This is a genomic window from Paraburkholderia sp. J7 (assembly GCF_905220155.1).
Taxonomy (GTDB): Bacteria; Pseudomonadota; Gammaproteobacteria; order Burkholderiales; family Burkholderiaceae; genus Paraburkholderia.
In genome coordinates this window covers 25,519-52,311 of record NZ_CAJMYZ010000008.1, presented here as the reverse complement: position 1 = coordinate 52,311, position 26,793 = coordinate 25,519, and the positions used below count along the sequence as shown (strand labels likewise).

The window sequence follows — 26,793 nt, the reverse complement described above, 5'->3', positions numbered from 1 at the left end:
GTCGATGTCCGTGCTCGCGCGCCTAACGCACGAGCTTCGGGCGTGAGATGGGTTTCACGCCCGGCCGCTCGACGGCTCGCCGGATCCTCGCGAGCAGATCGCCCTCGTGGAATCGCGGGTCGTCTGAGAGGCGCTCGGCGACTGTGCGATAGGCGTCGTGCAGGCGCTCCATGATCTCCTCGCTTTCGGTCTGCCGCAGATCGAGGCGCCGGGCGAAGGCATGGAGTTCCGCCGGCAGCGGAAAAGTCTTGCTCCGGTTCAGGCTCAGCGCCATGCGCCCGTCGAGATCCGGATAGATGTCCGTGCAGACCACGTCGAACACCGGAGCAAGACGGCGCGGCCCGGTCGGATCAATATAGAGGATTCCCAGGTTCTTCATATGAGCATCGCCGTCGCGCAACAGGCACGAGAGAGCGATGCGCTCGAACAGGCGCCGCTTTTGCGCCGGGTCCGAACGCGTATAGATGTCCACGGCCTTCGCGATCATCTCGTAGCTGCCCTCGTACTTCGCCTTGCCGGTGAGCACGCTCATGTCCTCGAATCCGAGGGGCGTGCCGTTCGCCGTGCGGTCGAAGCGTGACATCACGAAGAGCTTGCCGTCGTCGGAAAGCCAGAAGTCGGGGACTTCCAGCGCCGCCTCCTTCGCCACCGACATGCAGAAGTATTCGTTGCGCGCGAGCCCGGGAAAGTCGTCGCCTTCGGCCTTCACGATCACTGTGCGCAGGGGCAGTGCCGTGTGTTCCGCGGGGCGCGAGGCGGCCTCGGCGGCGAGCGGCACAACGGCCTTTGGCTGCACGCCGGAGATGCCCGAGCCGAGCGCATAGCGGTCGATCAGGCGCTCGAACAGCCGGCCCGAGGGCGACGACAGCAATTCGTCCAGACGCTCCCCATCGCTGTGCGGCACACGCTCGCCCGGCACGGAATAGGTGAGCCGGCCTATCTGGTTGGTGCCAGCGAGAAAGAGCAGAAACATGTCGCCCGGCGCGCCGTAGCGCGCGAGCCGCTCCTCGATGACGAAGCGCAGGTAGCCCTCTGGCCGGTTCATCGCGAAGACGCCCATGAGGTCGCCGCTCGCATAGCTCTGGCGCCGCACCGGCATGGTGAGCGACACCGCGGCCACGTCCGCGACGTCGCCGTAATTGAAGACGAAGCGGCTTTCGCGCGCGAGCAGACCGCTCGGGCCCTGCGGCGTATGGACTTCCAGACTGCGGATTTCGCGCAGGAGCCGCTCGAGGTCGAATGATGCGTCGGCGGTCATTCGTCGTCCTTGAAGATGTCGTTCAGGTCCTCGAGGATCACGGTGTCCATGGGGCGGAGCACGACTTCATAGCCGAGCGCGTTGACGAGGCGGCAGAGTTCACGTATGCCGACGTTGCCTGCGTGCTCAGCGTTCGTGACGGTACGGCGGGCAACGCCCGCCTGCTCCGCCAAGGCCTGCTGGGTCAGCTTGCGCTCGCGGCGCGTCGCGCGCAGGCCTTCTGACAAGCGCTCGACGTTGGAAATCGAGAGATTTGCGGTTTTTTTGCGCATCATGGTGCGCATTATAGGTTGGGATTGGACTCTTTGCGCATAATTTTGCGCATCGAAACGGCAGCCGTCCACCAGCGAAGAATGCGCGCAATTTTGCGCAAAACTGCAATCGTCTCTCAATATGAGCAAAATAACGCACATATCGTGACCGAGCGACAGATCAACGGTGTTAAAAAATTGACGGTTTACGTAGTATTTCTTTGGTCCGATGCCGCCTCACATCGACCGCAACGCCGAGCGCTTGAGCTTGCCGGTCTCGGTGCGCGGCAGCGCGTCGATAAACGCGATCAGGCGCGGGTACTTGTACGCCGCCACGGCGTTCTTCACGAACTCCTGCAATTCGGCAACCAGCGCGTCGCCAGCGCTGAAGCCGGGGCGCAAGACGACGAACGCCTTTACCACCTGCCCACGCACTTCGTCGGGCACGCCCGTTACGCCGCACTCGGCCACGGCAGGGTGCTGCATGAGTACCGTCTCGATTTCGGGCCCCGCGATGTTGTAGCCCGACGAAACGATCATGTCGTCGGAGCGGGCCTGATAGAACACATAGCCGTCGGCGTCGATGGAAACCGCGTCGCCGGGCAGGTTCCAGCCGCCGCGCACGAACACCGTCTGGCGTTCGTCGGCGAGGTAGCGGCAGCCGGTCGGGCCACGCACGGCGAGATTGCCCGTCACGCCGGGCGGCACCGGCTGCAGGTCGTTGTCCAGCGCCTGCACGACGTAGCCGGGCACCGCGCGGCCGATCGAGCCGGGACGCACATCGGCCCCCGCGGACGAGACGAAGATGTGGATCAGTTCGGTGCCGCCAATGCCGTCGATCATCTCGATACCCGTCGCGTCGCGCCACAGGTTGCGCGTGGCCTGCGGCAGCGCCTCGCCGGCGGATACCGTCTTGCGCAGGCTGGCAAGGTCATACTGCGTGACGAGCGGCGCCATCTGCCGGTAGAACGTGGGCGCGGTGAAGGCGATCGTCGCGTGAAAGCGCTGGATCGTGTCGAGCAGCAGCGCCGGCGTGAGCTTTTCGATCAGCACGGTCGACGCGCCGGCGCGCAGCGGAAAACACAGCAGGCCGCCCAGCCCGAACGTGAACGCGAGCGGCGGCGTGCCACAGAACACGTCCTCGGCCGTGGGCTTCAGCACATAACGCGGGAACAGGTCGCACATTGCGATCACGTCGCGGTGAAAGTGCATGCAGCCCTTGGGCATGCCCGTTGTGCCGCTCGTGAAGGCGATCAGGCAGACGTCGTCGCTGGCCGTGTCGCAGGCCGTGAAGTCCGCCGGCTTGCCTGCAGCAAGCGCCTCCAGGGTGCCAGGCGAGTCGTCGTGGAAATAGCAGACCTGTTTGATGCCTTGGTAAAAGAATTCGTCGGCGGGGTCCATGCAGCGCGCGAGTTCTTCGGTGAGCCGCACGTCGCACAAAGCCGCGCAAACCTGCGCCTTGTCTGCAATCTGCTTGAGCTCCTTCGCGCGCAGCAGTGGCATGGTGGGAATCACCACGAGGCCTGCCTTGAGCGACGCGAGAAACGCCACCGCCATCTGCAGCGTGTTCGGTCCGCGCAACAGCACACGATTTCCCGGCTGCAGCCTCATGTCTTCCACCAGCACGCGCGCGCTGCGATTGACGAGCGCGAGCAACTCGGCATACGTGGTCGCTTGCGGCTTGCCGTCGACATCCGACCAGATGGCCGGGCGCTCGCCGTGACCGGCCTCGATCGCGCGGTCGAGCAACTCGACGGCGCAATTCATGCGCGCGGGGTAGGCGACGTCGGGATTGTCGAGCAGCATGTCGGGCCACTGCGACTCGGGCGGCAGATGATCGCGTGCGAACGTATCGACATGGGCGGTGGGTTGCATGGCGTCTCCGGCTGGCTATATGAGCTGATCGTTCCGTTGCGTGGGCGGTCTATTGGCGCGTGAGGCGTGCGCCGTCGGGAATCACGGCCGTCGCTTCGATTTCCACTTTTGCGTCGTCTTCCATGAGCGCCACCACCTGAACCGCGCTCATCGCGATGTCGTAGTCGCCGATCAGCTCGCGAAACGCCGCGCCGATTTCCTTCAGCGATGCCAGGTACTCCTTTTTGTCGGTCACGTACCAGGTCATGCGCACGAGGTGCTCGGGCTTGCCGCCCGCCGTTTCGAGCACGGCGACGATATTGCGCAGCGCCTGCACGGCCTGCGCGCCGAATTCGCGGCTCGTGAAACGCGCGTTCTCGTCCCAGCCGATCTGCCCGGCGATATAGACCTGTGTGCCGGAAGCGGCGACGCCGTTGGCATAACCGCGCGGCTTGACCCAGCCTGCGGGAAGAAGGGCTTGTTTCATCTTTCGTCCGGTTCCGTAGAGAGCGTCGCGCAGCAGTCGCTTACGCGGCGTGGTATGCCTTGAGCAAGTCGCGCCCGACGATCAGCTGTTGCACTTCCGTCGCACCTTCGTAAATGCGCAGCGAGCGAATCTCCCGGTAGAGCGATTCGACGATATTGCCGCTTTGCACGCCCATGCCGCCCCAAAGCTGCACGGCCGCATCGATCACCTGTTGCGCGCCTTCGCTTGCGTGCCACTTCGCCATGGCGGCTTCGCGCGTCACGCTTTCGCCCTGGTCGCGCAGCCACGCGGCGCGATAGACGAGCAGGGCGCTGCTGTCGATGGTGAGCGCCATTTGCGCGAGCTTTGCCTGGGTCAACTGAAAATCGCCTAGCGTCTGGCCGAACATCTTGCGCGAAGCGGCGCGTGCGAGCCCTTCGGCCATCGCGCGGCGCGCGAAGCCCAGCGAAGCTGCCGCGACCGACGTGCGGAAAATATCGAGCGTGCGCATGGCGATCTTGAAGCCCTCGCCGGGGGCGCCGAGCATCTGGCTGCGCTTCACGCGCGCGCCGGTGAAGCGCAGGCGCGCGAGCGGGTGCGGCGCGATCACGTCGATGCGTTCGGCGATTTCGAGCCCGGGCGTGCCGGCATCGACCACGAACGCGCTGATGCCGCGTGCGCCCGGCGCTTCGCCGGTGCGGGCGAACACCACGTAGAAGTCGGCGATGCCGCCGTTCGAGATCCAGGTTTTTTCGCCGTCGAGCACGTAGTCGTCGCCCTCGGCGCGAGCGGCGAGCGCCATCGCGGCGACGTCGGAGCCCGCTTCCGGTTCGGAGAGCGCAAACGCGGCGATCGCTTCGCCGCGCGCCACGCGCGGCAGATAGCGCGACTTTTGCGCGTCGTTGCCGGCCAGCGAGATGGCGCCGGAGCCCAGGCCCTGCATGGCGAGCGCGAAGTCGGCGAGGCCGGAGTGCTTGGCAAGCGTTTCCCGCAGCAGGCAGACGGCGCGCGTATCGATGGTGTCGCCGTGGCCGCCGTAAGCGGTGCCGCCCACGCCGTAGCGCAGCCAGCCGGCTTCGCCCAGTTGGCGCACGAGCGCGCGGCAGGTTGCATCGACATCATCGTGCGGCACGTGCGCGAGATGCTCGCGCGACCACGCTTCGATTCCCGCGGCAAGCGCACGATGGCGATCTTCGAAGAACGGCCACGCAAGCGCGTCGTGGAGATGGGTTTCAACGGCAGCGTTCAATTCAGTCCCCTTCGAAAACCGGACGCGTCTTGCCCGCGAACGCTTCATAGGCACGGCCAAAGTCGCGCGTGGCCATGCAGATCGCCTGCGCCTGCGCTTCAGACTCGATGGCCTCGTCGATGCTCATGGTCCATTCCTGATGCAGCATCGTCTTGGTGATGCCGTGCGCAAAGGTCGGCCCGGAAGCGAGATCGGCGGCGAGCTTCTGCGCTTCGGCGAGCAGCGCTTCGGGCTCGCAAATACGGTTGTAGAAGCCCCACGCGTGGCCTTCTTCTCCGCTCGCGGAGCGCCCCGTATAGAGCAGCTCGGCCGCGCGGCCCTGACCGATGATGCGCGGCAGGATCGCGCACGCGCCCATGTCGCAGCCCGCGAGCCCCACGCGTGTGAACAGAAATGCGAGCTTGCTACGTGCCGTGGCGTAGCGCATGTCGGAGGCCATGGCGAGAATGGCACCCGCGCCGGCGCATACGCCATCCACGGCGGCGATGATCGGCTGCGGGCAGTGCCGCATGGCTTTCACGAGGTCGCCGGTCATGCGCGTGAACATCAGCAGTTCGGGCATCGGCAGATCGATGAGCGGCGCGATGATGTCGTGCACGTCTCCGCCCGAGCAGAAGTTCTCGCCCGCGCCATGCAGCACGATGGCCTTCACATCGGTCGCGTAGGCAAGCTGGCGAAACAGATCGCGTAGTTCTGCATACGATTCGAACGTGAGCGGATTCTTGCGCTCGGGGCGGTTGAGCGTGATGGTCGCCACGCGGCCTTGTACCGACCAGCCGAAATGTTGCGCCTCATAACCGGCGAGCGTCACGCGGTTGCCCGCGAAGAGCGCTTCGGCGCTGGAACGTGTCGTCAAGATATGTCTCCCGGATCTCTGCAATTTCAGTGGTTTCAGCCTTCCAGGCCGTTGCGCAGATGTTGTTTTAGCTTGCCGAGCCGCTCGTGCATCTTCGACTTCTCGTCGAGCGAGAGGCCGCCGAACAATTCGACTACCCATTGCTCGTGAGCGGCCGCCATGCGGTCGAAGAGGGCGCGGCCCTCGGCCGTGAGGCGGACCACAAAGGCGCGCCGGTCGTCGGGGGCGACGTCGCGCACGACGAGGCCTTCCTTTTCGAGCTGATCGGTAATGCCCGTGACGTTGCCGCCCGTCACCATGAGGCGTCGCGAGAGCTCCGTCATGCGCAGGCCTTCAGGGTGGCGCTCGAGCTGCGCCATCAGGTCGAAGCGCGGCAGCGTCGTATCGAACTCGACGCGCAGGCGGCGGCGCAGCTCGGCTTGCACGAGGTTCGTCGTGGTGAGCAGGCGCAGCCACAGGCGCAGGCCCATGTGGCTGTCGGCGCCTGTGCTCATTTCCATGTCGACGACATTCTCGGCTGGCTTTTCAACGCCCTTGCGCGGCGCTTTCGTTGCTGCTTTCGTGGTGGCGCTCTTGCGCGTGGATGCTGGCGATGTCATGTGATTTCTCCACCGGAAACGGAGATCGACTGGCCCGTGATCGCAGACGATCCGGGCGCACAGAGCCACAGCACCGCGTTCGCGACTTCATCCGGCGTGACGAAGCGCTGCTGCGGGTTGTGGCGCACGAGGATGCTGCGTGCCTCGGCTTCGCTGCGCGAGGTCTTGCGCGTAATCTGCTCGAGCGACGCCTGCAGCAGCTCCGTTTCCGTGTAGCCGGGGCACACGGCGTTCACGGTCACGCCTTGCGTGGCGACTTCGAGCGCGAGCGCGCGCGTCATGCCGATCACGCCGTGCTTCGAGGCGCAATAGGCGGCGACGTACGGGTAGCCCACCTGGCCTGCCGTGCTCGCGACGTTTACGATGCGCCCGGTCTTGCGTGCGAGCATGGCGGGCAGTACTGCGCGCGTGCAGAGGAAGGCGCCCGTGAGATTCACGTCGAGCATGCGTTTCCAGAGCGCGAGGTCGGTTTGCGCGAATGGTGCGGCCTGGGCCTGGCCTGCATTGTTCACGAGGATATCGATGGCGCCGAGCGTTTCGGCTGCGCGTGCGAACGCGGCATTCACGGCGTCTTCGTCGGTGATGTCCACGCTCACGCAGGCCACGTTTTCGCCGCCGCCGAGCGCGGTGCGCTGCGCCTCGAGCCGCGCGGCGTCGCGGCCCATCAGCGTGACACGTGCGCCGGCCTGCAGGAGCGCTGCGGCGGTCGCCGCGCCAATGCCGCTGCCGCCGCCGGTCACGACTGCGTGACGATCGTTGAGGATTGCCTGGTTCATGCTTACACGGTTCCTTCGGAGCGTTGCGCGCGTTCCAGCGGCGAGAGACCTGCCGCCGCTGCTGCGGCCGCGCGCTCGCGCTCGATATTGCGTTCGAGTTGCGTTTTGGCCGCTGTGTACTGATTTGGCCACTTGATGTCGAGGTAGCCGATGCGTGCGGCTTCGGTGAGCGTCCACGACGGATTGGCCAGATGCGGCCGCGCAACGGCGCACAGGTCGGCACGCCCGGCCGCGATGATGCCGTTCACGTGATCCGCTTCGGAAATCGCGCCTACGGCGATCGTCGCGATGCCTGCTTCATTGCGGATGCGATCGGCAAACGGCGTCTGGAACATGCGGCCGAAAACGGGCCTTTCCTCCTTGCTGACCTGACCCGACGAGACGTCGATCATGTCCGCGCCGGCCGCCTTGAAGGCGCGCGCGATCTCGATGGCGTCGTCGGGCGTGTTGCCGCCTTCCACCCAGTCGTGCGCCGAGACGCGCACCGAAATCGGCTTGTCCTCGGGCCACACCTCGCGAATCGCCTTGAAAACCTCGAGCGGATAACGCAGACGCTTTTCAAGCGAGCCGCCGTATTCGTCAGTACGCTGGTTCGTGAGCGGCGAGAGGAAGCTCGAAAGCAGATAGCCGTGCGCGCAGTGCAATTCGAGCCAGTCGAAGCCCGCATCGTTCGCCATTTGCGTGGCGTGCACGAATTGCGCCTGGATCTCGCGCAGTTCCTCCGTGCTCGCTTCGTGCGACCACTGGCTCACGCCGCGCAGATATTGCTGCGGCGAAGCGGAGACGAGCGGCCAGTTGCCATCGTCGAGCGGCTGGTCGATGCCTTCCCATGCCACGCGCGTCGAGCCCTTGGCGCCGGAATGGCCGAGCTGCATGCCGATTTTCGCGTCTGAGTTCGTATGCACGAAATCGACGATGCGCTTCCATGCGTGCAAATGTTCGGGCGCATACATGCCGGGGCAGGCGGGCGTAATGCGCGCCTCGGGAGAGACGCAGGTCATCTCGGTCATGACGAGCGCGGCGCCACCCATTGCGCGCGCGCCGAGATGCATGAGGTGATAGTCTCCGGCTACGCCGTCATGCGCGGAGTACTGGGCCATCGGCGAGACGACCACGCGATTCTTCAACGTCACGCCGCGCACCGTATAAGGCGTGAACATGGGCGGCACTGCACGTGCCTCGCCACCCGCACGCTGCGCAAGCCATGCTTCGAAACCGGACAGATAGCCCGCGTCGCGCTCGCGCAGATTTTCATGCGAAATGCGCTGCGAGCGCGTGAGCAGCGAATAAGCAAACTGCTCCGGATCGAACTTTGCGTAACGGTCCACGTGCTCGAACCATTCGGTGGAATTGCGCGCGGCGTTCTGAATGCGCAGGACATCCACGCTGCGCACGTTCGTGTAGTGCGTGAGCGCCGCGCGCAGATCGGTGGGGTGTTCTTCCATGCTGTTGGCGAGTTCGATCGCGTCTTCGAGTGCGAGTTTCGTGCCCGAGCCGATCGAGAAGTGCGCGGTGTGCGCCGCGTCGCCCATTAGCACGACGGGAATTTCCTTGCCGTCGGCCGCGGTTTTCCAGTGCACCCATTCGCGATTGACCACGCGCGGAAAGCGGATCCATTGCGACGAGCCGCGCAGATGCGACGCATTCGAGCGCAGCGCGTGGCCGTCGAGATAGCGCGCAAACAGCTTCTCGCAGAACGCGATGCTGTCTTCCTTGCTCATGGTGTCGAGGCCGGCCGCGCGCCACACGTGATCGGGCGTTTCGACGATGAACGTCGACGTGTTGTCGTCGAAGCGGTAGGCGTGCGCCTGGAACCAGCCCCATTCGGTTTCTTCGAACGCGAACGTGAAGGCATCGAAGAGTTTCGACGTGCCGAGCCACACGAAGCGGCAATTGCGCAAGTCGATATCGGGTTGATAGGTAGCGGCGTACTTCTGGCGCGTGGCGCTGTTCAGGCCGTCGCTCGCAATGATGAGGTCGGCGTGGGTCACGTCGTCGTCGGTGATCTGCGATTCGAACACGAGCTTTACGCCGAGCGCTTCGCAGCGCGCCTGCAGGATGTTGAGCAGACGCTTGCGGCCAATGCCGCAGAAGCCATGGCCCGACGAGCGGATCGCACTGCCGCGGAAGTGAATCTCGATGTCGTCCCAATGATTGAAGGCGTCGAGAATTTCGTCTGCGCTTTCGGGGTCGGCCGCGCGCAGGTTGCCGAGCGTCTGGTCCGAGAACACCACGCCCCAGCCGAACGTGTCGTACGGGCGGTTGCGTTCGATCACGGTGATTTCGTAGTCAGGGTGACGGCGCTTCATCAAGAGGGCGAAATAGAGGCCTGCCGGCCCGCCGCCAATGCAAACAATGCGCATGCTCGCTCCTTCGTTCGGTCTGCAAGGGCAATGTAGGTCTAATTACTTTAGGTGTCAAGTAATTTGCCGCTGTGTTTTGCCGATGAAGCGGGATCCCCCAGCGCGCGAGCGCGAAACATCTGAATTTTTCCGGAACCCTTGGCGCCCCCACGCGTCAACTGGCCATGACGCAAGCAAAGTGACCACGCAGGCTTTCGCGCGGCTTTCCGCGATGTGGCACCAGAAAAGGGCGAGCGCTGGCTAGATGTGCATGGCGCGCACCGTCCGGGCGTGCGCGTGCGACTGCGTGAAGGCGTCAAGCGCGCGAAATGCTTACCATGGGTTACGCAGGCCCATTTCGTATCGAACTGGCATTAAAGTCGCTTATGGAGGCGGCGCTCGGGTGCAGCCTTTTACGGAACCCTTTCATGTGTAGCGCGTGTGGCCACGAATCGATCAGTTATCCTTACAAAAAGATCGATAAAGCTGACAGCTTCATCGAGTCGAGGTCGCGTATCCCTTCAATCGTAATCTTCGACACGAACGGGAGTCGTCACCAATGAATCAAACAGCGAAGCGATCGATCGAAATCGACTTTTTCAGGGGTTTCGCATTGATTTCCATCGCGCTCGATCACATTCCGTCCAGCGTGCTCTCGCATGCGATGCTGCACAACTTCGCGTTCTGTGACTCAGCGGAAGTGTTCGTGTTCGTGAGCGGCTATGTGTGCGCGGCGAGCTGGCTTGCCATCGCCGGGCGCAGCGGAGCGGGCGCGGCCAACCACCGCTTCTGGCGTCGCGGGCGCGAGATCTACGCCGCCTATCTATGCACGGCAGCGCTCATGCTGCTTTCGGGCGCCGCAGCGGTCATGCTGCGTGTGGATTCGCCACTGGTTGCCGAGTCGGGCTATCTGCGCTTTGCCGCTCATCCGTTCACGATGCTTGCGAATATCGCCGTGTTTCGCGATCAGCCCTATCTGGCCGGCGTGCTGCCCATGTACATCGTGCTCGTGATGGCCTTGCCGTTTGTGATGCCGTTTGCGCGCCGCTCGCCCGATCTCGTGCTCGTGAGTAGCTTCGTGCTGTGGTTCGGCGGGTGCTGGCTCGTGGGGTATCTGCCTGCCGCGCCAGGCGCCATATGGCCCTTCAACCCGTTTGCCTGGCAGGCCATGTTCATGCTGGGCCTGCTGTGTCGCCTCTATCCCGTGTCGCGCGCGTTTCAGGTTTCGTTTGCCGGCCGCACCGTGACGGCGTTCGCGCTGGTGCTCGTTGCCACGTTCGCGTTCATCCAGTTGTTCGCCGATCTGGACCCGCAGCCGGGCTACATGAAGCAGAACCTCGCGAGCGTGCGCATCGTGAATTTCGCTGCCGTGGCCTGGCTCGCCGCGCAGGCGGTGCGCAAAGGCTGGATAGCGTGGCTCGCGCAGCGGCTTCCCGCCGTCGTCACCGTGGGGCAGCAGGGCCTCGTTTGTTTCGTGGGTGGCGCGGTGGCTTCGAATGTCATCGACACGCTGCTGCGTGCCACGCATGTCACGGATTCACTGCCGGCACGGCTTGCAGGCGACGTGCTTGCGGTCGGTGCGCTGCTCATGCTCGCGGGTAGCGTGCGGCGCCTGAAAGCGGTACGGCCGCGCGTCGCGCTCACGTGAAGCGCGACGGCGTACATTCAAAGGTGAGGGTTTGCGGGAGGCCTATGAACGCATGCGTTGCGCGATGCGCTCATGCCTTGACGAGTTCGCGCACGTCGGTCGCAGGCACCGATCCGAATGCATCGCTCAACGCATAGTCGACCAATTGCTGTGCCGCTGCTTCGGGCGTGGACAGCAGACCGTTCTGCTTGAGTTGTTCGAAGCGCTCGCGCATCGGGAACTGGTCGATGCGCGTCGCGCGGATCGTTTCCTGCATGCCGGTGTCGATCACGCCCGGCGCGACGCTGCAAATGCGTAGGCCGGCTGGCGCATCGAGTGCGACGGCGCGCGCGTGGTGGTCGAGCGCGGCCTTGGTCGCGCAGTACACACTCCAGCCCGGATACGCGTTGCGCGCAGCGCCACTCGAAATGTGCACGATGCGGCGCGACGCATTCGCGCTCAGGGCTTGCGTGGCGGCGAGCGCGTTTGCAAGCATCAACGGTGCGGCGACATTGAGCGTGACGGCTCGGGCAATGGCGAGCGCGTCCTGTTCGCCGAGCGGCGCGATGGGCTCTACGGTGCCCGCGTTGTTGAAGAGCAGCACGCATTGCGCGCCGCGCGCAAACGCATTCAGCGTGTCGCCGGCCAGCCAGCGCTCGAGCGCGGCGGGATCGGCGAGATCCACGACAGCTTGCGAGAACCGCTCAGGATGGAGGCCGGCCAGTTCCTCGTGCGCGCCGCGGCCAAGGCCGAGTACCTCGATGTTCCGTTGCAGCAGCGATTGCGCGAGCGCCGCACCCAATCCGCGCGTATGGCCGGTGACGATGGCGCGAATGGCAGAACGGGGGGCGGATGTCGAAATCGTCATGGTGTCGTGATGAAAAAAAGGATGCGATCCTTGCGCACGCAAGGGGTTGATACGTGCAATTCGAGGGATTTTGCCGCACGCCGCATGGATTTGCAGCGCGGCGCGGCGTGTGAAATTGGACTCAAAACCGGCCGCGGCAATTGATTGCCCGGTTGGGTCGGCCGCGTTTTCGGTATCATAGCGTCCGGTTCCATATGGAAGAGATCTGGACGTGAAAGCCGCATCGCAACAACGCCGTACCCTGAGCTTCAAGGAAGGTCTTCTTGAGATCAAGAAGACCATGGGGGGCGGGGCAGGCCAGCCCGCCGAAGAACAGGCGCAAAAATCGCAAGGCAAGCCCGCTCACAAGGGCGCGAAGGGCCATGGTGGCTCGCATGCCCCGAAGGGCCCGCGTGCGCCGAAAGACGGTTCGGCGGCTGCGGGCGCGGCCGGCGGCAAGGACGAGCGCTCGCGCTCGCGCCACGGCCGCCCTCAGGGCGCGAGAGCGCAGGAGCAGAACCCGGGGGAGCCGGGGCAGCGCGCCCAGCAGCCGCGCCGGCCGCAACAGCCGAAGCCGGCTCGCGGTCCGGAGGCAGGCGAGCGTTCGGGGCAGCAGCGGCGCCGTCCGGCGCGTCCCCAGCAGCCGCCGGCAGCGAATCTGAGCGAGGCCGAAAAGGCGCGCATCGAGCGCAACCGCCAGCTGAACACGGTCTGGAATGTGTTCGCGAAGCACTATCCGGCTTTCCGCGACCGTTTGCCGCTCAAGATCGGCGTGGCCGAGGATCTCGTTGCGCGTCACCCCGAGTACGAACGCACGATGATCGTCGCCGTGCTCAAGCGCCACGTGAACCATCCGCGCTATCACGAGCGTGTGGCAGCGGGCGGCTCGCGCTACGAACTCGACGGCACGGCCTCGGAAGGCCCGGGCATCGATCCGTCGCACGTCGGCCGCGCCAATGCGGCGCTTGCGCGTCAAAAGGCCAAGGCCGAAGCGCAAACCAAGGCGCGCGAAGAGGGCAAGGCGCAGCCGGAGGCCAAGCCCGAAGTGAAGGCTGAGGCGAAGACCGAAACCGCGCCCCAGCCCGAAGCCCAGAGCGCAGAAACGCAGGCCTCGTCCAACGTGCCGGAAGCAGCGGTACAGCAACCGGAAAGCGGCGAGACGCCCGCAACCGGCGCCTGAAGCCCGCGCGCCGGAGCGATCCGGTCAGAAACAACCCTCTCGCGGTGCCGCCGCGCGAGGGTTTTTGCACGTCTGGCTTGCGTAGGGCGTCCGTCTGGTGAGTGCCGGGCGATGACTGCGCGCGCTGCCGGCCTGTCGGGCCAGGCTATGCTGTGTTGCCGCGCAGCGTCTTCCTGCGCCCAACCCCAGGCAATCTGCACACTTTGCGCCTGTCGCGCCAGGCGCGCCCGCTATGAACCTACGCCAACTCGAACACGTGGTCGCCCTCGCGGAAGAGGGTAGTTTCGCCCGCGCGGCCCAGCGCGTGCACCTGAGCCAGCCTGCCCTGAGCCGAAGCATCCAGGCCATCGAGGAAAAGCTCGACATGGTGCTCTTCGACCGCACGACCCGCGAAGTGCAGATCACGCCAGCGGGAGAGACCGTCGTGCGCCGGGCGAAGAAGGTGTTGTTCGAGGCCCGCTGCCTCGTGCGCGACGTGGACCTGCTGCGCAATCACTGCATCGGTTCGGTGAGTTTCGGGGCGGGGCCGTATCCCGCGGCCATGCTGCTGCCGGCCGTGCTCGATATGCTCGCGCAGCGCCATCCTCAGTTGCGCATCGATGCCCGAATCGACAACTGGAAAAATTTGCTCGACGCGCTGTACAGCGAGACGCTCGATTTTTTGATCGTCGATATTCGTGGCGCGCCGCCCGTGAGTGAAATCAGCGTGATCCCGCTGCCGAGGCATCGCGTGGCCTGGTATGTGCGCGAAGGCCATCCGCTCGCGCAGTTCGAAACGCTGGAGGCGCGCCAGTTGCAGGCGTTTCCGATCATCGCCGTGCCGTTGCCCGACACCATGCGCAACGCGCTGCGCAAATGGCTGCGCTACGCGCCCGGCCACGAACTCGAGTTTCATCTCGTCTGCAACGACGTGAACGTGCTGCAGGAGTACGCGCGCAAGACCGACGCGCTGCTGCTGCTCACGAGCCACGCGTTCTGGAATCCGGCTCGCATGGCCGGTCTCGTGCCGCTTTCGCTACCCGCGCACTCACCGCTCTGGCTGCAGTTCTGCATCGTCCATCTCGCGGGCCGCACGCTTTCGCCGGCGGCGGAACAAGCCATTCGCGCCGTGCAAGACGCGGCCGAAGCCATTCAGCCGCAAATCGATTGATGTGCTGATTGCATCGATTCGATGCAAATTATGCAGTTGTCTTATTGATTTCCGCGTCGTTCAATGTCCCGAACGCGGCAGCTTTCGGCGCCCCGCACGTAGCGGCGCCCAACGTATAGCCGCGCACGGAGACACAATGACACCAGAGACACGCAGCAAGCGCCAGCGATGGGTAATCGTCGTCGGCCTGTTTTTCTTTCTCGCCATCAATTTCGCCGACAAGGCGCTCATCGGACTTGCCGCCGAGCCGATCATGCGCGAGCTCGGGCTCACGCACACCCAGTTCGGGCGCATCGCGGCCAGCTTCTTCACGTTTTTTTCCATTTCCGCGCTGCTTGTCGGCCTGCTCGCCAACCGCGTGAAGGCGCGCTGGCTGCTGCTGGCGATGGCGATCACGTGGTCGGTTTCGCAGGTGCCGCTGCTCGTATTTGCAACGCCGCTTACGCTGATCGTCTCGCGCGTGCTGCTTGGTGCGAGCGAAGGGCCCGCGTATCCCGTGGCCGTGCATGCGCTTTACAAGTGGTTCCCCGACCACGAGCGCGCGGTGCCTTCCGCCGTGCTCACTATTGGGGCATCGTTCGGCGCCGGCCTGATCGCGCCGGTCATTACCGGCGTGATCGTGCATTTCGGCTGGCATGCGGCGTTCGCCATGCTGGCCGTGGTCGGCATGATCTGGAGCGTGATCTGGCTGCGGATCGGCAAGGAGGGGCCGCTTGGTACGCACACCGTGGGCGATACGGGTTCGTTGCGCGCTCACCCATCTGCGCTCGCGTTGCCGCACAAGATTCCCCTCGGCGCACTGCTGCTCTCGCGCACCTGCGTCGGGAGCGATCTCAGCGGCTTCGCGGCCTACGTGATCCTCACGATGTCGACGATCTGGCTGCCGAGCTATCTCGTGCGCGTGGCGGGCTATTCGCTCACGGAGGTCGGCTGGATTGTCGTGCTGCCCGCGTTTGGGCAGATGGTGGTTTCGCCGCTTTTCAGCTGGTGGTCGCAGCGGCTGATGGCGCGCGGCGTGTCGAGCCGTCATGCACGCGGCACGCTTGGGGCGGCGTCGGTCGTGGCATCCGGCGCGGCGCTCGCGGTCATGCCGCTGCTGCCGGCGGGGCCGCTCCTCATCGTTGCGGCGACGATCGCATTCTCGCTCGCCTCGTTCACGTTCGTGAGCGGCGTGACGCTGGCCGGCGAGATCGTGCCGCCCGCCCAGCGCGGCGGCGTGCTCGGCATCAACATCTGTATCACTACGCTGGCCGGGCTCGTCACGCCGGCGGTAATGGGGCAGGTGATCGACCATGCGGCCGCACAGGTTGACGGTTATCGCACCGGCATGATGCTGGCCGGCGTGTTCTCGGTCGTGGCGGGTGTGATCGCGGCCTGCTTGATCGATCCGGCTTCCGACCGCCGCCGCTTTGCGGCGCTCGCACACGCCAGCCAGGACACTTGCGTTGCCCAGCCGCTCGCTTCGGGCGAGTAATGAGCCTGCTGAAATATAAAGGAATGCTAACGTCAATGAAAAACGCCGATTTCACGCCGCTCATGCGTCCTGCATCGATTGCCATCGTCGGCGCCTCTGCCGATGCCGCCAAGGTTGGCGGCATGCCTTTGCGGCTGCTGCGCGAGCACGGCTATGCGGGCCGGATCTACGCGATCAACGCGAAGGCGGTGCACGTGCAGGGCGTACCCACCCACGCCACGCTCGACAGCGTGCCGGAGCCTGTCGATCTCGCGATCGTCGCGGTGCCCGCGCACGCGGTACCGGAAGTGATGGCGCAGCTCGTGCGGCGGCGCGCGCGCTCGGCCGTCCTGTTCACGGCGGGCTTTGCCGAAACGGGCGAGGCGGGACGCGCGGCGCAGCGCGACCTCGCCCACACGGCGGCCCAAGGCGGCGTGACGCTGCTCGGGCCCAATTGCCTCGGTCTGATGAATCTGCGCGAGCGGGTCTACGCAACGTTTTCGCCCGTGGCGCTCGCAGGCGCGCCGCCCAGAGGCGACGTCGCGCTCGTGAGCCAGAGCGGGGCGTTCGGCGCCTACGCGTTTGCGCTTGCCCGCGAGGCGGGGCTCGGCCTGAGCCACTGGATCACGACTGGCAACGAGGCCGGTGTGCAGGTGGCTGACGCCATTGCGTGGCTCGCCGCCGATCCGGATACGAAGGTCATTCTCGCTTACCTCGAAGGCTGCACGGACGGCGCGAAGCTGCGCCGCGCCTTCGCCGCCGCGCGCGCGGCGGGCAAGCCCGTGGTCGTGGCCAAGGTCGGCACCACGGCGACGGGCGCGCGCGCCGCGCAGTCGCACACCGCGAGTCTCGCGGGCGAGGACGCCGTTTATCAAGCCGTGTTCGACGAATACGGCGTGTTTCGTGCCGATACGCTCGAGGCCTTCTTCCGTCTCGGCTACGCGCTCTCGAAAGGCCGTCGGCCGCAGTCGGCCGCCAGCGCCATTGTCACCGTCTCGGGCGGCGTTGGCATCATGATGGCCGACCGCGCCGAAGCGCTCGGCCTCGAACTGCCGCCGCTGCCCGAAGCGAACGGCGCTCGGCTGCGCGAGCGTATTGCGTTCGCTTCCGCGACTAATCCCATCGACGTGACCGGCCAGATCGTCGCCCAGCCCGAGGTGCTTGCCGACACGCTCGTCGATGCCGCCGCCTGCGGCGCATTCGGCAGCGTGGCCGCGTTCATCGCCGGTGCTGGCAACGTGCCCGCGACATGGGCCGCGATCGAACGGGCGGTCGAGCGTGCAGCCGAAGGCAGCGCGAGCGCGCCGCTCGTCCTCGCGGGCCTTGTCGACGACGCCAAACGGCAGTGGCTCGAAGCGCGCGGCGTGCTCGTCTATCGCGAGCCTGCGCATGCCATGGAAGCCATCGCGACATTGTTGCGCGCACAACAGAACGGCGCCGCACACGAATCCGTCGATGTCGAGGCCGAGCCGGCGCAAGTCGCGCTCCCTGCGAGCGTGCCGCCGAACGCCGCCTCACTGGACGAAGCCGAAGCCATGGCGCTGCTCGGTCAAGCCGGCGTGGCGGTCGCGCCGCATCGCGTGGCACGCACGGCGAGCGAAGCCGTCGAAGCGGCGCAGGCTTTGGGTTTTCCCGTCGCGCTAAAGCTGCGCTCGCGCCATGTGCTGCACAAGAGCGATATCGGCGGGGTGCGGCTCGATCTGCGCGACGCGGCGGCCGTGCGTCATGCATTCGAAGCCATTGCGCATGCCGCTGCGCAAGCGGATGTGCCGGGCGGCTTCGAAGACGTGGTGGTCGCGCGCATGGTGAAGGGATGGGGCGAGATCATCGTCGGCGTGAAGCGCGACCCCGTGTTCGGTCTCGTTGCCATGGCGGGGTTGGGCGGCACCGGCGTCGAATTGTGCCGCAAGGTGGCCTTCGGGCTTGCGCCGCTTACACGCGAGCGCGCACTGGCGATGCTTGAAACGAGCGGTGTGGCCGCGCTCTTTTGCGGCCATCGCGGCAACCCTGTTCTGCCGCTCGACGCAGCCGCGGCCACGCTGGTCGCGCTCACACGCCTCGCCGCGGCAATTGGCGATGCGCTCGAAACGCTCGAAATCAATCCGCTCATCGTGACGCCGCAGGGCCTCGTTGCGGCCGATGCTGTCATCACATTAGCGCGCGCGGTGTAGACAAATCGCAGCCATTTTTATTCCGCGAGCATCCTTGCAAGGCATCTTGATATGTACAACCAAACAATGAGTGTTGTAGAAGCGAACCCAGAAAAACTGCATGAAGACCCAGTCGCCGCGCTGGTGCGTATGTACGCTGGGCCGCTCGCCATCGCACGTTATCCCGTCGTCGAGGTCATGCGCACCTGTGCGCTGCATACGCTGGCGCAGTCTACCAGCCCGCTGCGCCGGCCCTTCAACGTGATTCACGCGAGCATGCAGCGCTGGACGCATGAAGACCGTGACATCGTGACGCCCGCTAACGATTTTCTCTATCTGAATGCGTGGATCGATCTTTCCGGCGGGCCGGTGGTGCTCGACATTCCAGCCGTAGACGACGACCGCTATTACGTGGTCGAACTGCTCGACGCCTTCACGAACAACTTCACGAACCTCAGCCCGCGCAATGCCGGCACGCGAGGGAGCCGCTTCGTTCTGCACACGCCGGAACAGCGCCCGACTGGCGACGGTGTACCACTCGCGTGCCCCTCGAAACTCGTGTGGATGCTGGGCCGCGTACTCGTACAAGGCGACGACGATCTCGCGCGAGCGCAGCACGTGGCTGCCGCTTTCCGGCTCGCTGGCGCGCAGGGCGCGGGCCCGGCCTGCGTGCGGCATTGGCACGAAAGCGGTGACGCCGCGCTCGACTTCTTCGACAACGTTCTTGAATCGTTCGCGGATTTTCCGCCGCAAGACGACGAAGCGGCGATGCTCAGTGCGCTCGAACGCGCGGGCGTGCGCGCATTGGACGGGCGCGGCGCGGCGGCGTTGTCCGAGACCGTGCAGCAAGGCCTGCGGCTTGCCTACGCCGACGCCCAGCGGTTGATTCTCGCCTTCACGGAAAGCCGCGCGCGGCGCAGCTGGACTTACAGCCTCGGACTTGGCCGCTACGGCCACGCTCACGTGCTGCGCGCCTGCATCGCCATGAAGGGGCTGGGCGCGCTTGCGGCCGACGAGGCAGTCTATGCAACCGCCGATTTCGACGAAGCCGGCGAGCGGCTAACCGGCCGCCGCCGCTATGAACTCTATTTTCCGCCTGGCGAATTGCCGCCCGTCGACGCGCTCTGGTCGCTCTCGCTTTATGGCGCGGACCGCTACTTTGCCGACAACGCGATACGCCGCTACGCAATTGGCGATCGCACGCCCGGTCTGCAATACGACGCGGACGGAGGCCTGCGCATCCAGATCCAGCACGAAGCGCCGAGCTCGCAGTCGAACTGGCTTCCCGCGCCGGCAGGAGGCTTTTATCTGATCCTGCGGTTCTACCATCCGCAGGCATCGTTTCTCGAAGGACGCTATGCCATTGCGCCGGTGCGCGCCGTCGCGGCCTGACTCGCGTCCGAATGCTCAATCCCATCGATTCACATTAATTCGCTATACGAAATATCATGTCTTCATTCGAATCCCCCGAAATTGCCGCGCTTTCATCCGATCAGTCCCGCTTCGATCTGGCCGTCGAGGCGGTCCAGTTCGCGCTTCCGCTTTACGAAATGGCACGCATGCGTTCGGCGACCGGCCCGCGCGTGGATCGCACGGGGCGCCCCGCAGGCGAGTCGCCGGAATCGCCCAACCGCTGGGCTAACGAATGGTTTCATACGCGTGTGCTGCAGGGCCCTCAGAACCGCCGCGTGGTGACGCCCAATAACGACACGCTCTATTCCTGTGCGTGGTTCGATCTGAGCGACGGGCCGATCGTCATCCGCGTGCCCGCCATGCAAGTGCGCTACTACGTGCTGGGCCTGCTCGACATTTATACCAATCCGTTTGGTTATATCGGCACGCGCACCACCGGCAGCGACGCGGGTGCATTCTTTCTGCATGGACCGGACTGGAGCGCAGACGTGCCCGAGGGCATGCAAGCGATAGCGTGTCCCACCAGCACGGTGTGGCTGATCGGCCGCATTCTGGTGGACGGTGAAGCGGATCTCGAGGCAGCCAACCATTTGCAGGACCAGCTCACGGTCGAACCGGCGCCCGGCAGCGCCGCGCAGGTGCCCAAGCTGATCGACGCCGCTATGCAGCCAGGCGAAAAGCTCGGAGATGTGAACCGTTTTGCGCAGGTCGTGAATCGCCTGCTTGCTGTTGAGCCGCCGCCACGTGAGGCGCGCGCGCATGTCGCGCGCTTCGAGGCATGCGGAATCGGCGCTGCCTGCGTTGACAAGACGCTCGATGAAGAACAGCGCGCGTTGCTCGAAAGGGCGCTTGCGCACGTCACGCACGAGCTTGCAGACGAGCCACCACTCGCCTTGGGCGGAGGGTGGGCGTTGCCGGTGGATGTGCGCGCAACGTTTGGCGAGGACTACCGCACGCGCGCCCAGGCGGCGCTTTGCTATATCGGCGTGCTAGGGGCTCAGGAGGCGATGTACATCACCGCCGATACCGACGCACAGGGCGCCGTACTCGACGGCAACGCATCGTATGTACTGCACTTCGCGCCGGGCAACCTGCCAGCAGTCGACGCTTTCTGGTCGCTGACCGCCTACGAAAAGGCGACTTACATGCTGGCCGAAAATGCCATTGGGCGTTACTCGATCGGCGACCGCACGAGCGGCCTGGAATACGACGCCGACGGCGGCCTGCGCATCGCCATCTCGGCGCGCGAGCCGGACGAACCGACCTTGCGCCGCAACTGGCTGCCTGCGCCTGCGGAGCGCTTCTATCTCGCACTGCGCTTGTATGTGCCGCGCGAAACGCATCTCGCGCGCACCTTCGTCTATCCGGCGATCCAGCGTGAGGCCAAGGGCGTCTGAGCGAAGGCGGCGCGCGCGGCGGTGTTAGCGCGCGCTGCCGGAAGCGGTGCCGGGCACGGCAGCCTGAGCCGATGCCGCCGACACCGGCGCGGGCGCCGCCACAGGCGCGGAGCCGGCCCCGGCCGCCGAAGCCGCGAGCCCGGCGCTTACAGGTGCATCGCTTGCGGCAGGGGCGCTCGCCGTGTCGAGTACCCGGCTGAACTCGATGGCGCGCGTGCGGATCTTTTCCGCATAGGCTTTCGAGCCGCCGTAGTTCTTCATCGCGGCGTTGAGGTCGCCGCCCGCGGCGCGCTCGTAGCCATAGAGGATCGAGGAGCCGACGTCGATGTTGACCTCGGGGTCGGTGAGGTCCTTGTTATGCAGGATATTGCGATGCGCCGACGGCACGACCTGCATGAGTCCGGTTGCGCCGTTCGCCCCATGCGCCTTTTCGCGAAAGCGCGACTCGATCGAGATGATGGCGAGCAATACCGCAGGCGGCAGCGAATACTTCTCGGCGGCGCCGGTCACGGCGAGCGAAATCTGCGCGGCCTTCTCTTTCGCGAGACCGAACTTTTGCGTGAGGTATTTCGAAACGGCGCTGGAAGCGGCGGGCGAGCTTGCGGGATCAACCGCGCTCGCCGCCGATGCGCTGACGCTGTCGCTAGCGGGCGCCTGCTGCTGCGCCTGCGCGGCCGCGGTTTGCACGAGGGCCGGCAACAGGGCGAGCAGGCAGAGTAACTGCCTCATGGCCGGTGCATAAGAAGAAAAACGAAGGCGCAAGTATAACCGGCCCCGATTAATGAGGCCGGCTGCGTGTCATCCAGTTTTCACGTGCCGGATCGGCGTCAGGGCCGGGCGTCGCGCCCGGCGTGGCTTCGGGCAGGGTTCAGGGCGGGTTCAGGCCGCGTTCAGTCCTTCCGCACGGATGCCTTCCAGATTTCGTCGATGCTCGCGGCGAGCGTGGCGTCGAACTCGGCGTCGCTCATCGATTTCGTGAGGTCGTTGATGAGCGCGCGCGAAAAGCTTGCAATCATTCGATGATTCTTCGCGAGGCGCGCACACGCGTCTGTGCGCGAATAGCCGCCGGAGAGCGCCACGACGCGCACCACGCGCGGATGCTCGATGAGCGGCAGATAGAAGTCGGGCGTATCGGGAATCGTGAGCTTGATCATCACGTTTTGCGAGGCGGGCAGTGCGTCGAGACCCTTGAGCAGTTCGTCGCGCAGGAGCTTCTCGGCCTTGGCCTTGTCGGGGGCCTTGATCGAGACTTCGGGCTCGAGAATCGGCACGAGCCCGTGGGCGGATATCTGCGCACCGAAGGCGAATTGCTGCGCGGCAATCGAAGCAATGCCCGAAGCCGAGGCATGCTCGATCACGGAGCGCATCTTGGTGCCGAAAATCCCTGCCTTCACCGCGCGCTCGAGCAGGGCGTCGAGGCCCGTAATCGGCTTCATGAGGCGCACGCCGTCGGCTTCGGCCTCCAGACCCTTGTCGACTTTGAGGAACGGCACGACGCTGCGCTCGTTCCAGAGAAAGTCGGGCACCGGCTTGCCTTGCGCCTGGCCATCCATGGTCGCTTCGAAGAGAATCGCGCCAATCACCTTCTCGCCCGTGAATGCGGGGGCGCTGATGATGCGCACGCGCATCTCGTGCATGAGGCGGAACATTTCGGCGTCGCCGCTATACGCGCTTTCGGGGATGCCGTACTGAAGCAGCGCGCCAGGCGTCGAGCCGCCGCTCTGGTCCAGCGCCGCGATGAAGCCCGGTTTGTCGCGCATCTGCGCAAGCATTTGCTCGTTTGCCATTCTCGTCTCTCCCGCAATTGGAGCGCCCTTGCGGGCGCGGTTACTCGAATCCGGCCGTCGGCTCCTCCGCCGAGTGTACTTGCGCCGTAAAGCTGCGTCTTTGCCATTATGTGGGCGCGGCCGCGCAGCCGCACCGAAGAAGCGAAACGGTAGACCGTAGCAATTGCGATGCCAGGGCAAGCCACAAAAAAGCGCAAGCGCGAGCCGTGAAAGCCGCGCTTGCGCGTGTTGATTCCTGCCGGCGCGTGCTGGTGCACGCGAGTGCGCGACGTGGCTCGCGCCGCCGCGCCCCTCAGAACCGATGCGTCATGCCGAGCGCCGCCATGTACTGCTTCGTGCCCGCCTGGGTCACGCTCACGCCGGGCCAACTCACGGTGGCGCTGCCATTGTTCTTGAAGTAGCCCGCCCGCACGTAGAAGCTCGTGCGCTTCGAGATCCAGTGGTCGGCGCCGATCTGGAAGCCCGGCGTGTTGTCATGCGCGCCGCGCACGTTGCGATACAGCGCCGCGAGCTGGATCTCGTCGACTGACGTGGCCTGAATCGTCGCGCCGACCTCGGCGATGCTCAGCGAATGCGCCGTGCCGAGCACTGCGGCGAGCGTGTGCGCCGCCGGATCATTCGCACGCTGGTACGAGTAGTTCGCCTGAAGATTGACGATGCCGATGCGATAAGCGAGCGCGCCGATGAAATGCTCGGTGCCGAGCAGGGTGAGCGGCCCCGGCAGCCCCGTGATCGTCTCCTGGCCGGGATGCTGATACAGGTAGGCGAACCCGGCATAAAGACCCGCGCCCGAATAGTTGATGCCGAGGTTCAGCACGTTGCCCGTCGTCGCCGGCACGGGCTGCGTAACCGTGGCCGAGAACGCGTACATGGCGTAGGCCTGCACGCCGTAGAGCTTGGGCGTCTGATACAGAACGGAGTTGCTCAGGCGGCCGCCGTCGTACTGCGTGGAGAGCGTGTTGCGCTCGGGCGTGAGCACGAAAGCGGCGAACGGCGAGAGCGTTTCGTCGACCTTGAACGGGTCGGTCGGATACACCACGCGGAAGCTCGCGTCGTACTGCCGGCCGAACGTGAGCGAGCCGTAGCGCTCGTCCTTGAGGCCCACCCACGACTGGCGATAAAAGAGCGTGCTGGTGTCGGCGAACAGCCCGCCGTTGTTGATGTTGAAGCCCGACTCCACGGTGAACTGCGCCGTGAGGCCGCCGCCCAGATCCTCCACACCCTTCAGGCCGAACAGCGAGCCCGTCGAGCCACCGCTTTTCATGGCGAACGTATGGGTGCCGCCGTTGCCAAGGTATTGCAGATACGTGTCGGCGACGCCGTACAACGTGACGCTCGAATCGGCTGCCGCTGCGCCGCCGGCGGCCAGCGCCAGCGCGATGCCACACATTCCATGCACGCGTGCCCGCATGAAAGTCTCCTCCTCTAATTGTGTGAAAAGTCATCAAAAAAGCATGACCGTGCTAATTAGAGGGCCGCCAAAACTAGCTGTCTACTGCATTGTTTTCATGGCGAAATTGCAGTTCTTGCATGAATCGTGGTCGTCACACGATCACTAGCGTCTGTGTGCCGCGGTCGTTCGCGAGCAGCGCCGAGAGCTTGCGCAGCGCGGCCTGCAACTGTTCGCGGCCGCCCGTCGCGCCTAGTGAAATGCGGATCGCGTTCGCGGTTTCCGGGCCTTGCTGGAATGCCGTGGAGGGCGCGACGGCGAGGCCTTCGCTGCTCGCGGCGACGGCCAGTTCGCGTGCCTGCCAGTAGCGCGGCAGCGTGTACCAGAGATGAATTCCCGCGCCCGCCGACGATCCCAACGTGTGCGCCGCGACGCGCTGGCGCTCGCGCGCCTCGGTCTTCACATCGGCAAAGATTTGCTCGGCCATGCCTTCTTCGATCCAGTGCGTGGCGAGCGAGTTGGTAAGCGGCGCGGCCATGAGCGAGAACGCGCGCAGCGCGCTCACGAGGCGCGTATGCGCCTCTTCATCGGGCAGCGCGAGATAGGCCGTGCGCAAACCAGGCGAGAGCGTTTTGGACAGCGTCGCGAGATAGCAGACCTGAGCGGGCGCGATGCGCGCGAGCGGCGCGGGCGCATCGGGCGCGAAGCGCCAATAAGGATCGTCTTCGATGATGCGCGCGCCGCAGCGCTGCGCGACCCGCACGATCTCGAGGCGCCGCGCCTCTGGCATGGTCGCCGTGGTCGGGTTCTGCAGCGTGGGATTCAGGTAGATGAGCCGTGCCGCGTGCTCGCGGCAAGCTGCTTCCAGCGCGTCGGGCCGCATGCCGTGGGCATCGACGGCAATGGGCTCGATACGGCGGCCCAGTTGCGCCGCCGCGTGCGGCAGGCCCGGGTAGAGCAGCGGCTCGGCGAGGATGACGTCGCCGGGCTGCGTGAAGGCGAGGATGAGCGCGGCGAGCGCCGCTTGTGCGCCTGGGCAGACCACCACCCGCTCCGGCGCAACGGGGCCGAGCATGGGCTGCAGCCACTTCGCGCCCGCTTGCCAGTCGGCGCGGCCGCCGCCGCCCATGTGGTAGGTCATCAGCAGATCGGCGTCGCTGCGTACCAGCACGCGCGCCATGCCTTCGCGCAGCAGCGCGTTCATGTCGAGGCCAGCGGGTGCGGGCGGAATGTTCATGCTGAGGTCCACACGCTGCAGCAACTCGGCGCGTGGCGCGGCGATGAACGTACCAAGTGGCCCGCGCGCCTCGATCAGCCCGCGTCGCCGCGCTTCGTTGAAGCCGCGCGTGACGGTGGTCAGATCGACTGAAAGCAGGGTGGCGAGGCTGCGTTGCGCGGGCACGCGTTCGCCGGGGCGCAGCGTGCCTTGCGCCACCGCGCCTTCGATGAAGTCGGCGAGCCGCAGATAGCGCGGGCCATTGCCGGACTGCATTGCCGTGGCCCACACATTGATCTCGCCGCTGCCTTCGGCAGGTTGGTTGTGTGTCATTGTGTCGCGGATGTATGCGTCATGTCTTACTCTAGCATGCGTGCATGAAGCGCGTAAATCCATACATATAGGCTATGTATGGCTTCTGTGCGGCCCTGCGGGGCGGCTCGTGCGGCAGCAGAGTGAGCACGTATGGATGGGTTTGCGCGAACGTCAACCTTGGAACCAGACATGCGCAATCCAGACCCTCGCTCAGGGCGGGCCGCTACGGCCGGCCCGCCTTCTTCATCACGTCCTCCGCTTCTTGCACGCCTTGCGCGCCGGGCTGCCCTCGCCGCGGCGGCCGGGCCGCTCGTGCTGCTCAGCGGCTGCAACATGGCGCTGCTCGCCCCGAAGGGCGATATCGGCGTGCAGGAAAAGAATCTGATTCTGATCGCGCTCGGGCTGATGCTGCTCGTCGTGATTCCCGTGATCGCGCTCACGCTGTGGTTCGCGTGGCGCTACCGCGCTTCCAATACGAGCGCGACCTACGCGCCGCGCTGGTCGCATTCCACGGCCATCGAAGTGGTGGTGTGGACAATTCCCTGCGTGATCGTGCTCACGCTCGCCGTGCTCATCTGGCGCACCACGCACTCGCTCGACCCGTATCGCCCGATCGAATCGCAAACGAAGCCGGTGCGCGTGGACGTGGTCGCGCTCAACTGGAAGTGGCTGTTCATCTACCCGGATTACGGTGTGGCTTCCGTGAACCAGCTCGCGATTCCCGTGGACACGCCCGTTGAGTTCAACCTCACCGCCGAGTCGCTGATGAATTCGTTCTTCATTCCGCAACTGGGCAGCCAGGTGTATGCGATGCCCGCCATGCAGACGAAGCTGCACCTCATCGCGAACGAGCCCGGCGTGTATGCGGGCCGCTCGGCGGCCTTCAGCGGTCCGGGCTTCTCCGACATGCATTTCGACACGCTAGCCAAGAGCCGCGCCGATTTCGACGCGTGGATCGCGCAAGCCAAGGCGTCGCCCACGATGCTGAGCCGCGCGGCCTACGAACAGCTCGCGCAACCCGGCGAGAAGACGCCCGTGACGCTCTATTCGAATGTCGCGCCGGGCCTGTTCGACGGCGTGGTCGGCAAATACATGCGCGACGTGCACGGCAACCCGATTTGCGGCACGGTCCCCGGCGCGGCTCACAGCGTGACCCCTGGCACAAGCGCCCCGGCACTCACGTTCAACCGTAGCGCCATTCTGGCAGCGGAGTAATC

Annotated in this window: 22 protein-coding genes; 8 read left to right on the top strand and 14 right to left on the bottom strand. The window is 65.4% G+C overall.

All coding sequences use genetic code 11. The features are described 5' to 3' along the window. Positions 1-22: 22 nt before the first annotated feature. The 9 genes from U5A58_RS14910 to U5A58_RS14870 all read right to left on the bottom strand — a co-directional run bounded on the left by U5A58_RS14910 (position 23) and on the right by U5A58_RS14870 (position 9,672). Positions 23-1,258: a type II toxin-antitoxin system HipA family toxin gene (locus U5A58_RS14910; protein ID WP_321961978.1), complete on the bottom strand. Its 1,236-nt coding sequence runs from the start codon at positions 1,256-1,258 to the stop codon at positions 23-25. After that, positions 1,255-1,542: a helix-turn-helix domain-containing protein gene (locus U5A58_RS14905; RefSeq protein ID WP_321933287.1), complete on the bottom strand. Its 288-nt coding sequence runs from the start codon at positions 1,540-1,542 to the stop codon at positions 1,255-1,257. The genes U5A58_RS14910 and U5A58_RS14905 overlap by 4 nt, the downstream gene beginning before the upstream one ends. Positions 1,543-1,746: 204 nt before the next feature. After that, complete coding sequence (locus U5A58_RS14900; protein ID WP_321961977.1) at positions 1,747-3,384, bottom strand: AMP-binding protein; 1,638 nt, start codon at positions 3,382-3,384, stop codon at positions 1,747-1,749. Between the two features lie 49 nt (positions 3,385-3,433). Beyond that, complete coding sequence (locus U5A58_RS14895; RefSeq protein ID WP_321916388.1) at positions 3,434-3,850, bottom strand: RidA family protein; 417 nt, start codon at positions 3,848-3,850, stop codon at positions 3,434-3,436. Between the two features lie 40 nt (positions 3,851-3,890). After that, a complete protein-coding gene (locus U5A58_RS14890; RefSeq protein ID WP_321916390.1) occupies positions 3,891-5,078 on the bottom strand; it encodes an acyl-CoA dehydrogenase family protein in 1,188 nt (395 codons plus the stop codon). A 1-nt stretch (position 5,079) separates the two neighbouring features. Then, on the bottom strand, positions 5,080-5,934 hold the full coding sequence (locus tag U5A58_RS14885; RefSeq protein WP_321961976.1) for an enoyl-CoA hydratase family protein: 855 nt from the start codon (positions 5,932-5,934) through the stop codon (positions 5,080-5,082). A gap of 35 nt (positions 5,935-5,969) precedes the next feature. Continuing rightward, entirely contained in the window at positions 5,970-6,533 is a 564-nt protein-coding gene (locus U5A58_RS14880; protein WP_321916394.1) for a MarR family transcriptional regulator, read from the bottom strand. After that, positions 6,530-7,309: an SDR family NAD(P)-dependent oxidoreductase gene (locus U5A58_RS14875; RefSeq protein WP_321961975.1), complete on the bottom strand. Its 780-nt coding sequence runs from the start codon at positions 7,307-7,309 to the stop codon at positions 6,530-6,532. Before U5A58_RS14875 ends, U5A58_RS14880 begins: the two co-directional genes overlap by 4 nt. A gap of 2 nt (positions 7,310-7,311) precedes the next feature. Continuing rightward, positions 7,312-9,672 carry a bifunctional salicylyl-CoA 5-hydroxylase/oxidoreductase gene (locus U5A58_RS14870; RefSeq protein WP_321961974.1) on the bottom strand — a complete coding sequence of 787 codons (2,361 nt, stop codon included), beginning with the start codon at positions 9,670-9,672 and terminating at the stop codon, positions 7,312-7,314. A 538-nt stretch (positions 9,673-10,210) separates the two neighbouring features. On the opposite strand from U5A58_RS14870, the gene U5A58_RS14865 reads away from it, so the two are divergent. After that, on the top strand, positions 10,211-11,299 hold the full coding sequence (locus U5A58_RS14865; protein WP_321961973.1) for an OpgC domain-containing protein: 1,089 nt from the start codon (positions 10,211-10,213) through the stop codon (positions 11,297-11,299). Between the two features lie 70 nt (positions 11,300-11,369). Here U5A58_RS14865 and U5A58_RS14860 read toward each other — a convergent pair whose 3' ends face one another. Beyond that, positions 11,370-12,146, bottom strand: a complete 777-nt coding sequence (locus U5A58_RS14860) for an SDR family oxidoreductase (protein ID WP_321961972.1) — start codon at positions 12,144-12,146, stop codon at positions 11,370-11,372. A 211-nt stretch (positions 12,147-12,357) separates the two neighbouring features. Between U5A58_RS14860 and U5A58_RS14855 the strand changes: the two genes are divergently transcribed. The 6 genes from U5A58_RS14855 to U5A58_RS14830 all read left to right on the top strand — a co-directional run bounded on the left by U5A58_RS14855 (position 12,358) and on the right by U5A58_RS14830 (position 20,868). Then, positions 12,358-13,305 carry a ProQ/FINO family protein gene (locus U5A58_RS14855; RefSeq protein WP_321961971.1) on the top strand — a complete coding sequence of 316 codons (948 nt, stop codon included), beginning with the start codon at positions 12,358-12,360 and terminating at the stop codon, positions 13,303-13,305. A 232-nt stretch (positions 13,306-13,537) separates the two neighbouring features. Continuing rightward, the gene (locus tag U5A58_RS14850; RefSeq protein WP_321961970.1) at positions 13,538-14,455 is read left to right on the top strand and encodes a LysR family transcriptional regulator; all 918 of its coding nucleotides are present in this window, start codon (positions 13,538-13,540) and stop codon (positions 14,453-14,455) included. A 136-nt stretch (positions 14,456-14,591) separates the two neighbouring features. Then, positions 14,592-15,929 (top strand): MFS transporter, encoded by a 1,338-nt coding sequence (locus U5A58_RS14845; RefSeq protein WP_321961969.1) that lies wholly within the window; start codon positions 14,592-14,594, stop codon positions 15,927-15,929. 35 nt (positions 15,930-15,964) lie between these two features. Then, positions 15,965-18,079 carry an acetate--CoA ligase family protein gene (locus U5A58_RS14840; protein ID WP_321961968.1) on the top strand — a complete coding sequence of 705 codons (2,115 nt, stop codon included), beginning with the start codon at positions 15,965-15,967 and terminating at the stop codon, positions 18,077-18,079. Positions 18,080-18,130: 51 nt separating this feature from the next. Further along, positions 18,131-19,450, top strand: a complete 1,320-nt coding sequence (locus tag U5A58_RS14835; protein ID WP_321961967.1) for a DUF1254 domain-containing protein — start codon at positions 18,131-18,133, stop codon at positions 19,448-19,450. A 56-nt stretch (positions 19,451-19,506) separates the two neighbouring features. After that, entirely contained in the window at positions 19,507-20,868 is a 1,362-nt protein-coding gene (locus U5A58_RS14830) for a DUF1254 domain-containing protein (protein WP_321961966.1), read from the top strand. Between the two features lie 24 nt (positions 20,869-20,892). On the opposite strand, the gene U5A58_RS14825 is transcribed toward U5A58_RS14830, so the two are convergent. The 4 genes from U5A58_RS14825 to U5A58_RS14810 form a co-directional block, all read right to left on the bottom strand. After that, positions 20,893-21,597 (bottom strand): transglycosylase SLT domain-containing protein, encoded by a 705-nt coding sequence (locus U5A58_RS14825; RefSeq protein WP_321961965.1) that lies wholly within the window; start codon positions 21,595-21,597, stop codon positions 20,893-20,895. A 161-nt stretch (positions 21,598-21,758) separates the two neighbouring features. Beyond that, the gene (locus tag U5A58_RS14820; RefSeq protein ID WP_321961964.1) at positions 21,759-22,655 is read right to left on the bottom strand and encodes a fructose bisphosphate aldolase; all 897 of its coding nucleotides are present in this window, start codon (positions 22,653-22,655) and stop codon (positions 21,759-21,761) included. A 292-nt stretch (positions 22,656-22,947) separates the two neighbouring features. After that, positions 22,948-24,066, bottom strand: a complete 1,119-nt coding sequence (locus U5A58_RS14815) for a porin (protein WP_321961963.1) — start codon at positions 24,064-24,066, stop codon at positions 22,948-22,950. 133 nt (positions 24,067-24,199) lie between these two features. Next, positions 24,200-25,594 carry a PLP-dependent aminotransferase family protein gene (locus U5A58_RS14810; RefSeq protein WP_321961962.1) on the bottom strand — a complete coding sequence of 465 codons (1,395 nt, stop codon included), beginning with the start codon at positions 25,592-25,594 and terminating at the stop codon, positions 24,200-24,202. 171 nt (positions 25,595-25,765) lie between these two features. On the opposite strand from U5A58_RS14810, the gene cyoA reads away from it, so the two are divergent. Beyond that, on the top strand, positions 25,766-26,791 hold the full coding sequence (gene cyoA / locus U5A58_RS14805) for a ubiquinol oxidase subunit II (protein WP_321961961.1): 1,026 nt from the start codon (positions 25,766-25,768) through the stop codon (positions 26,789-26,791). The last annotated feature ends 2 nt before the right edge of the window (positions 26,792-26,793 follow it).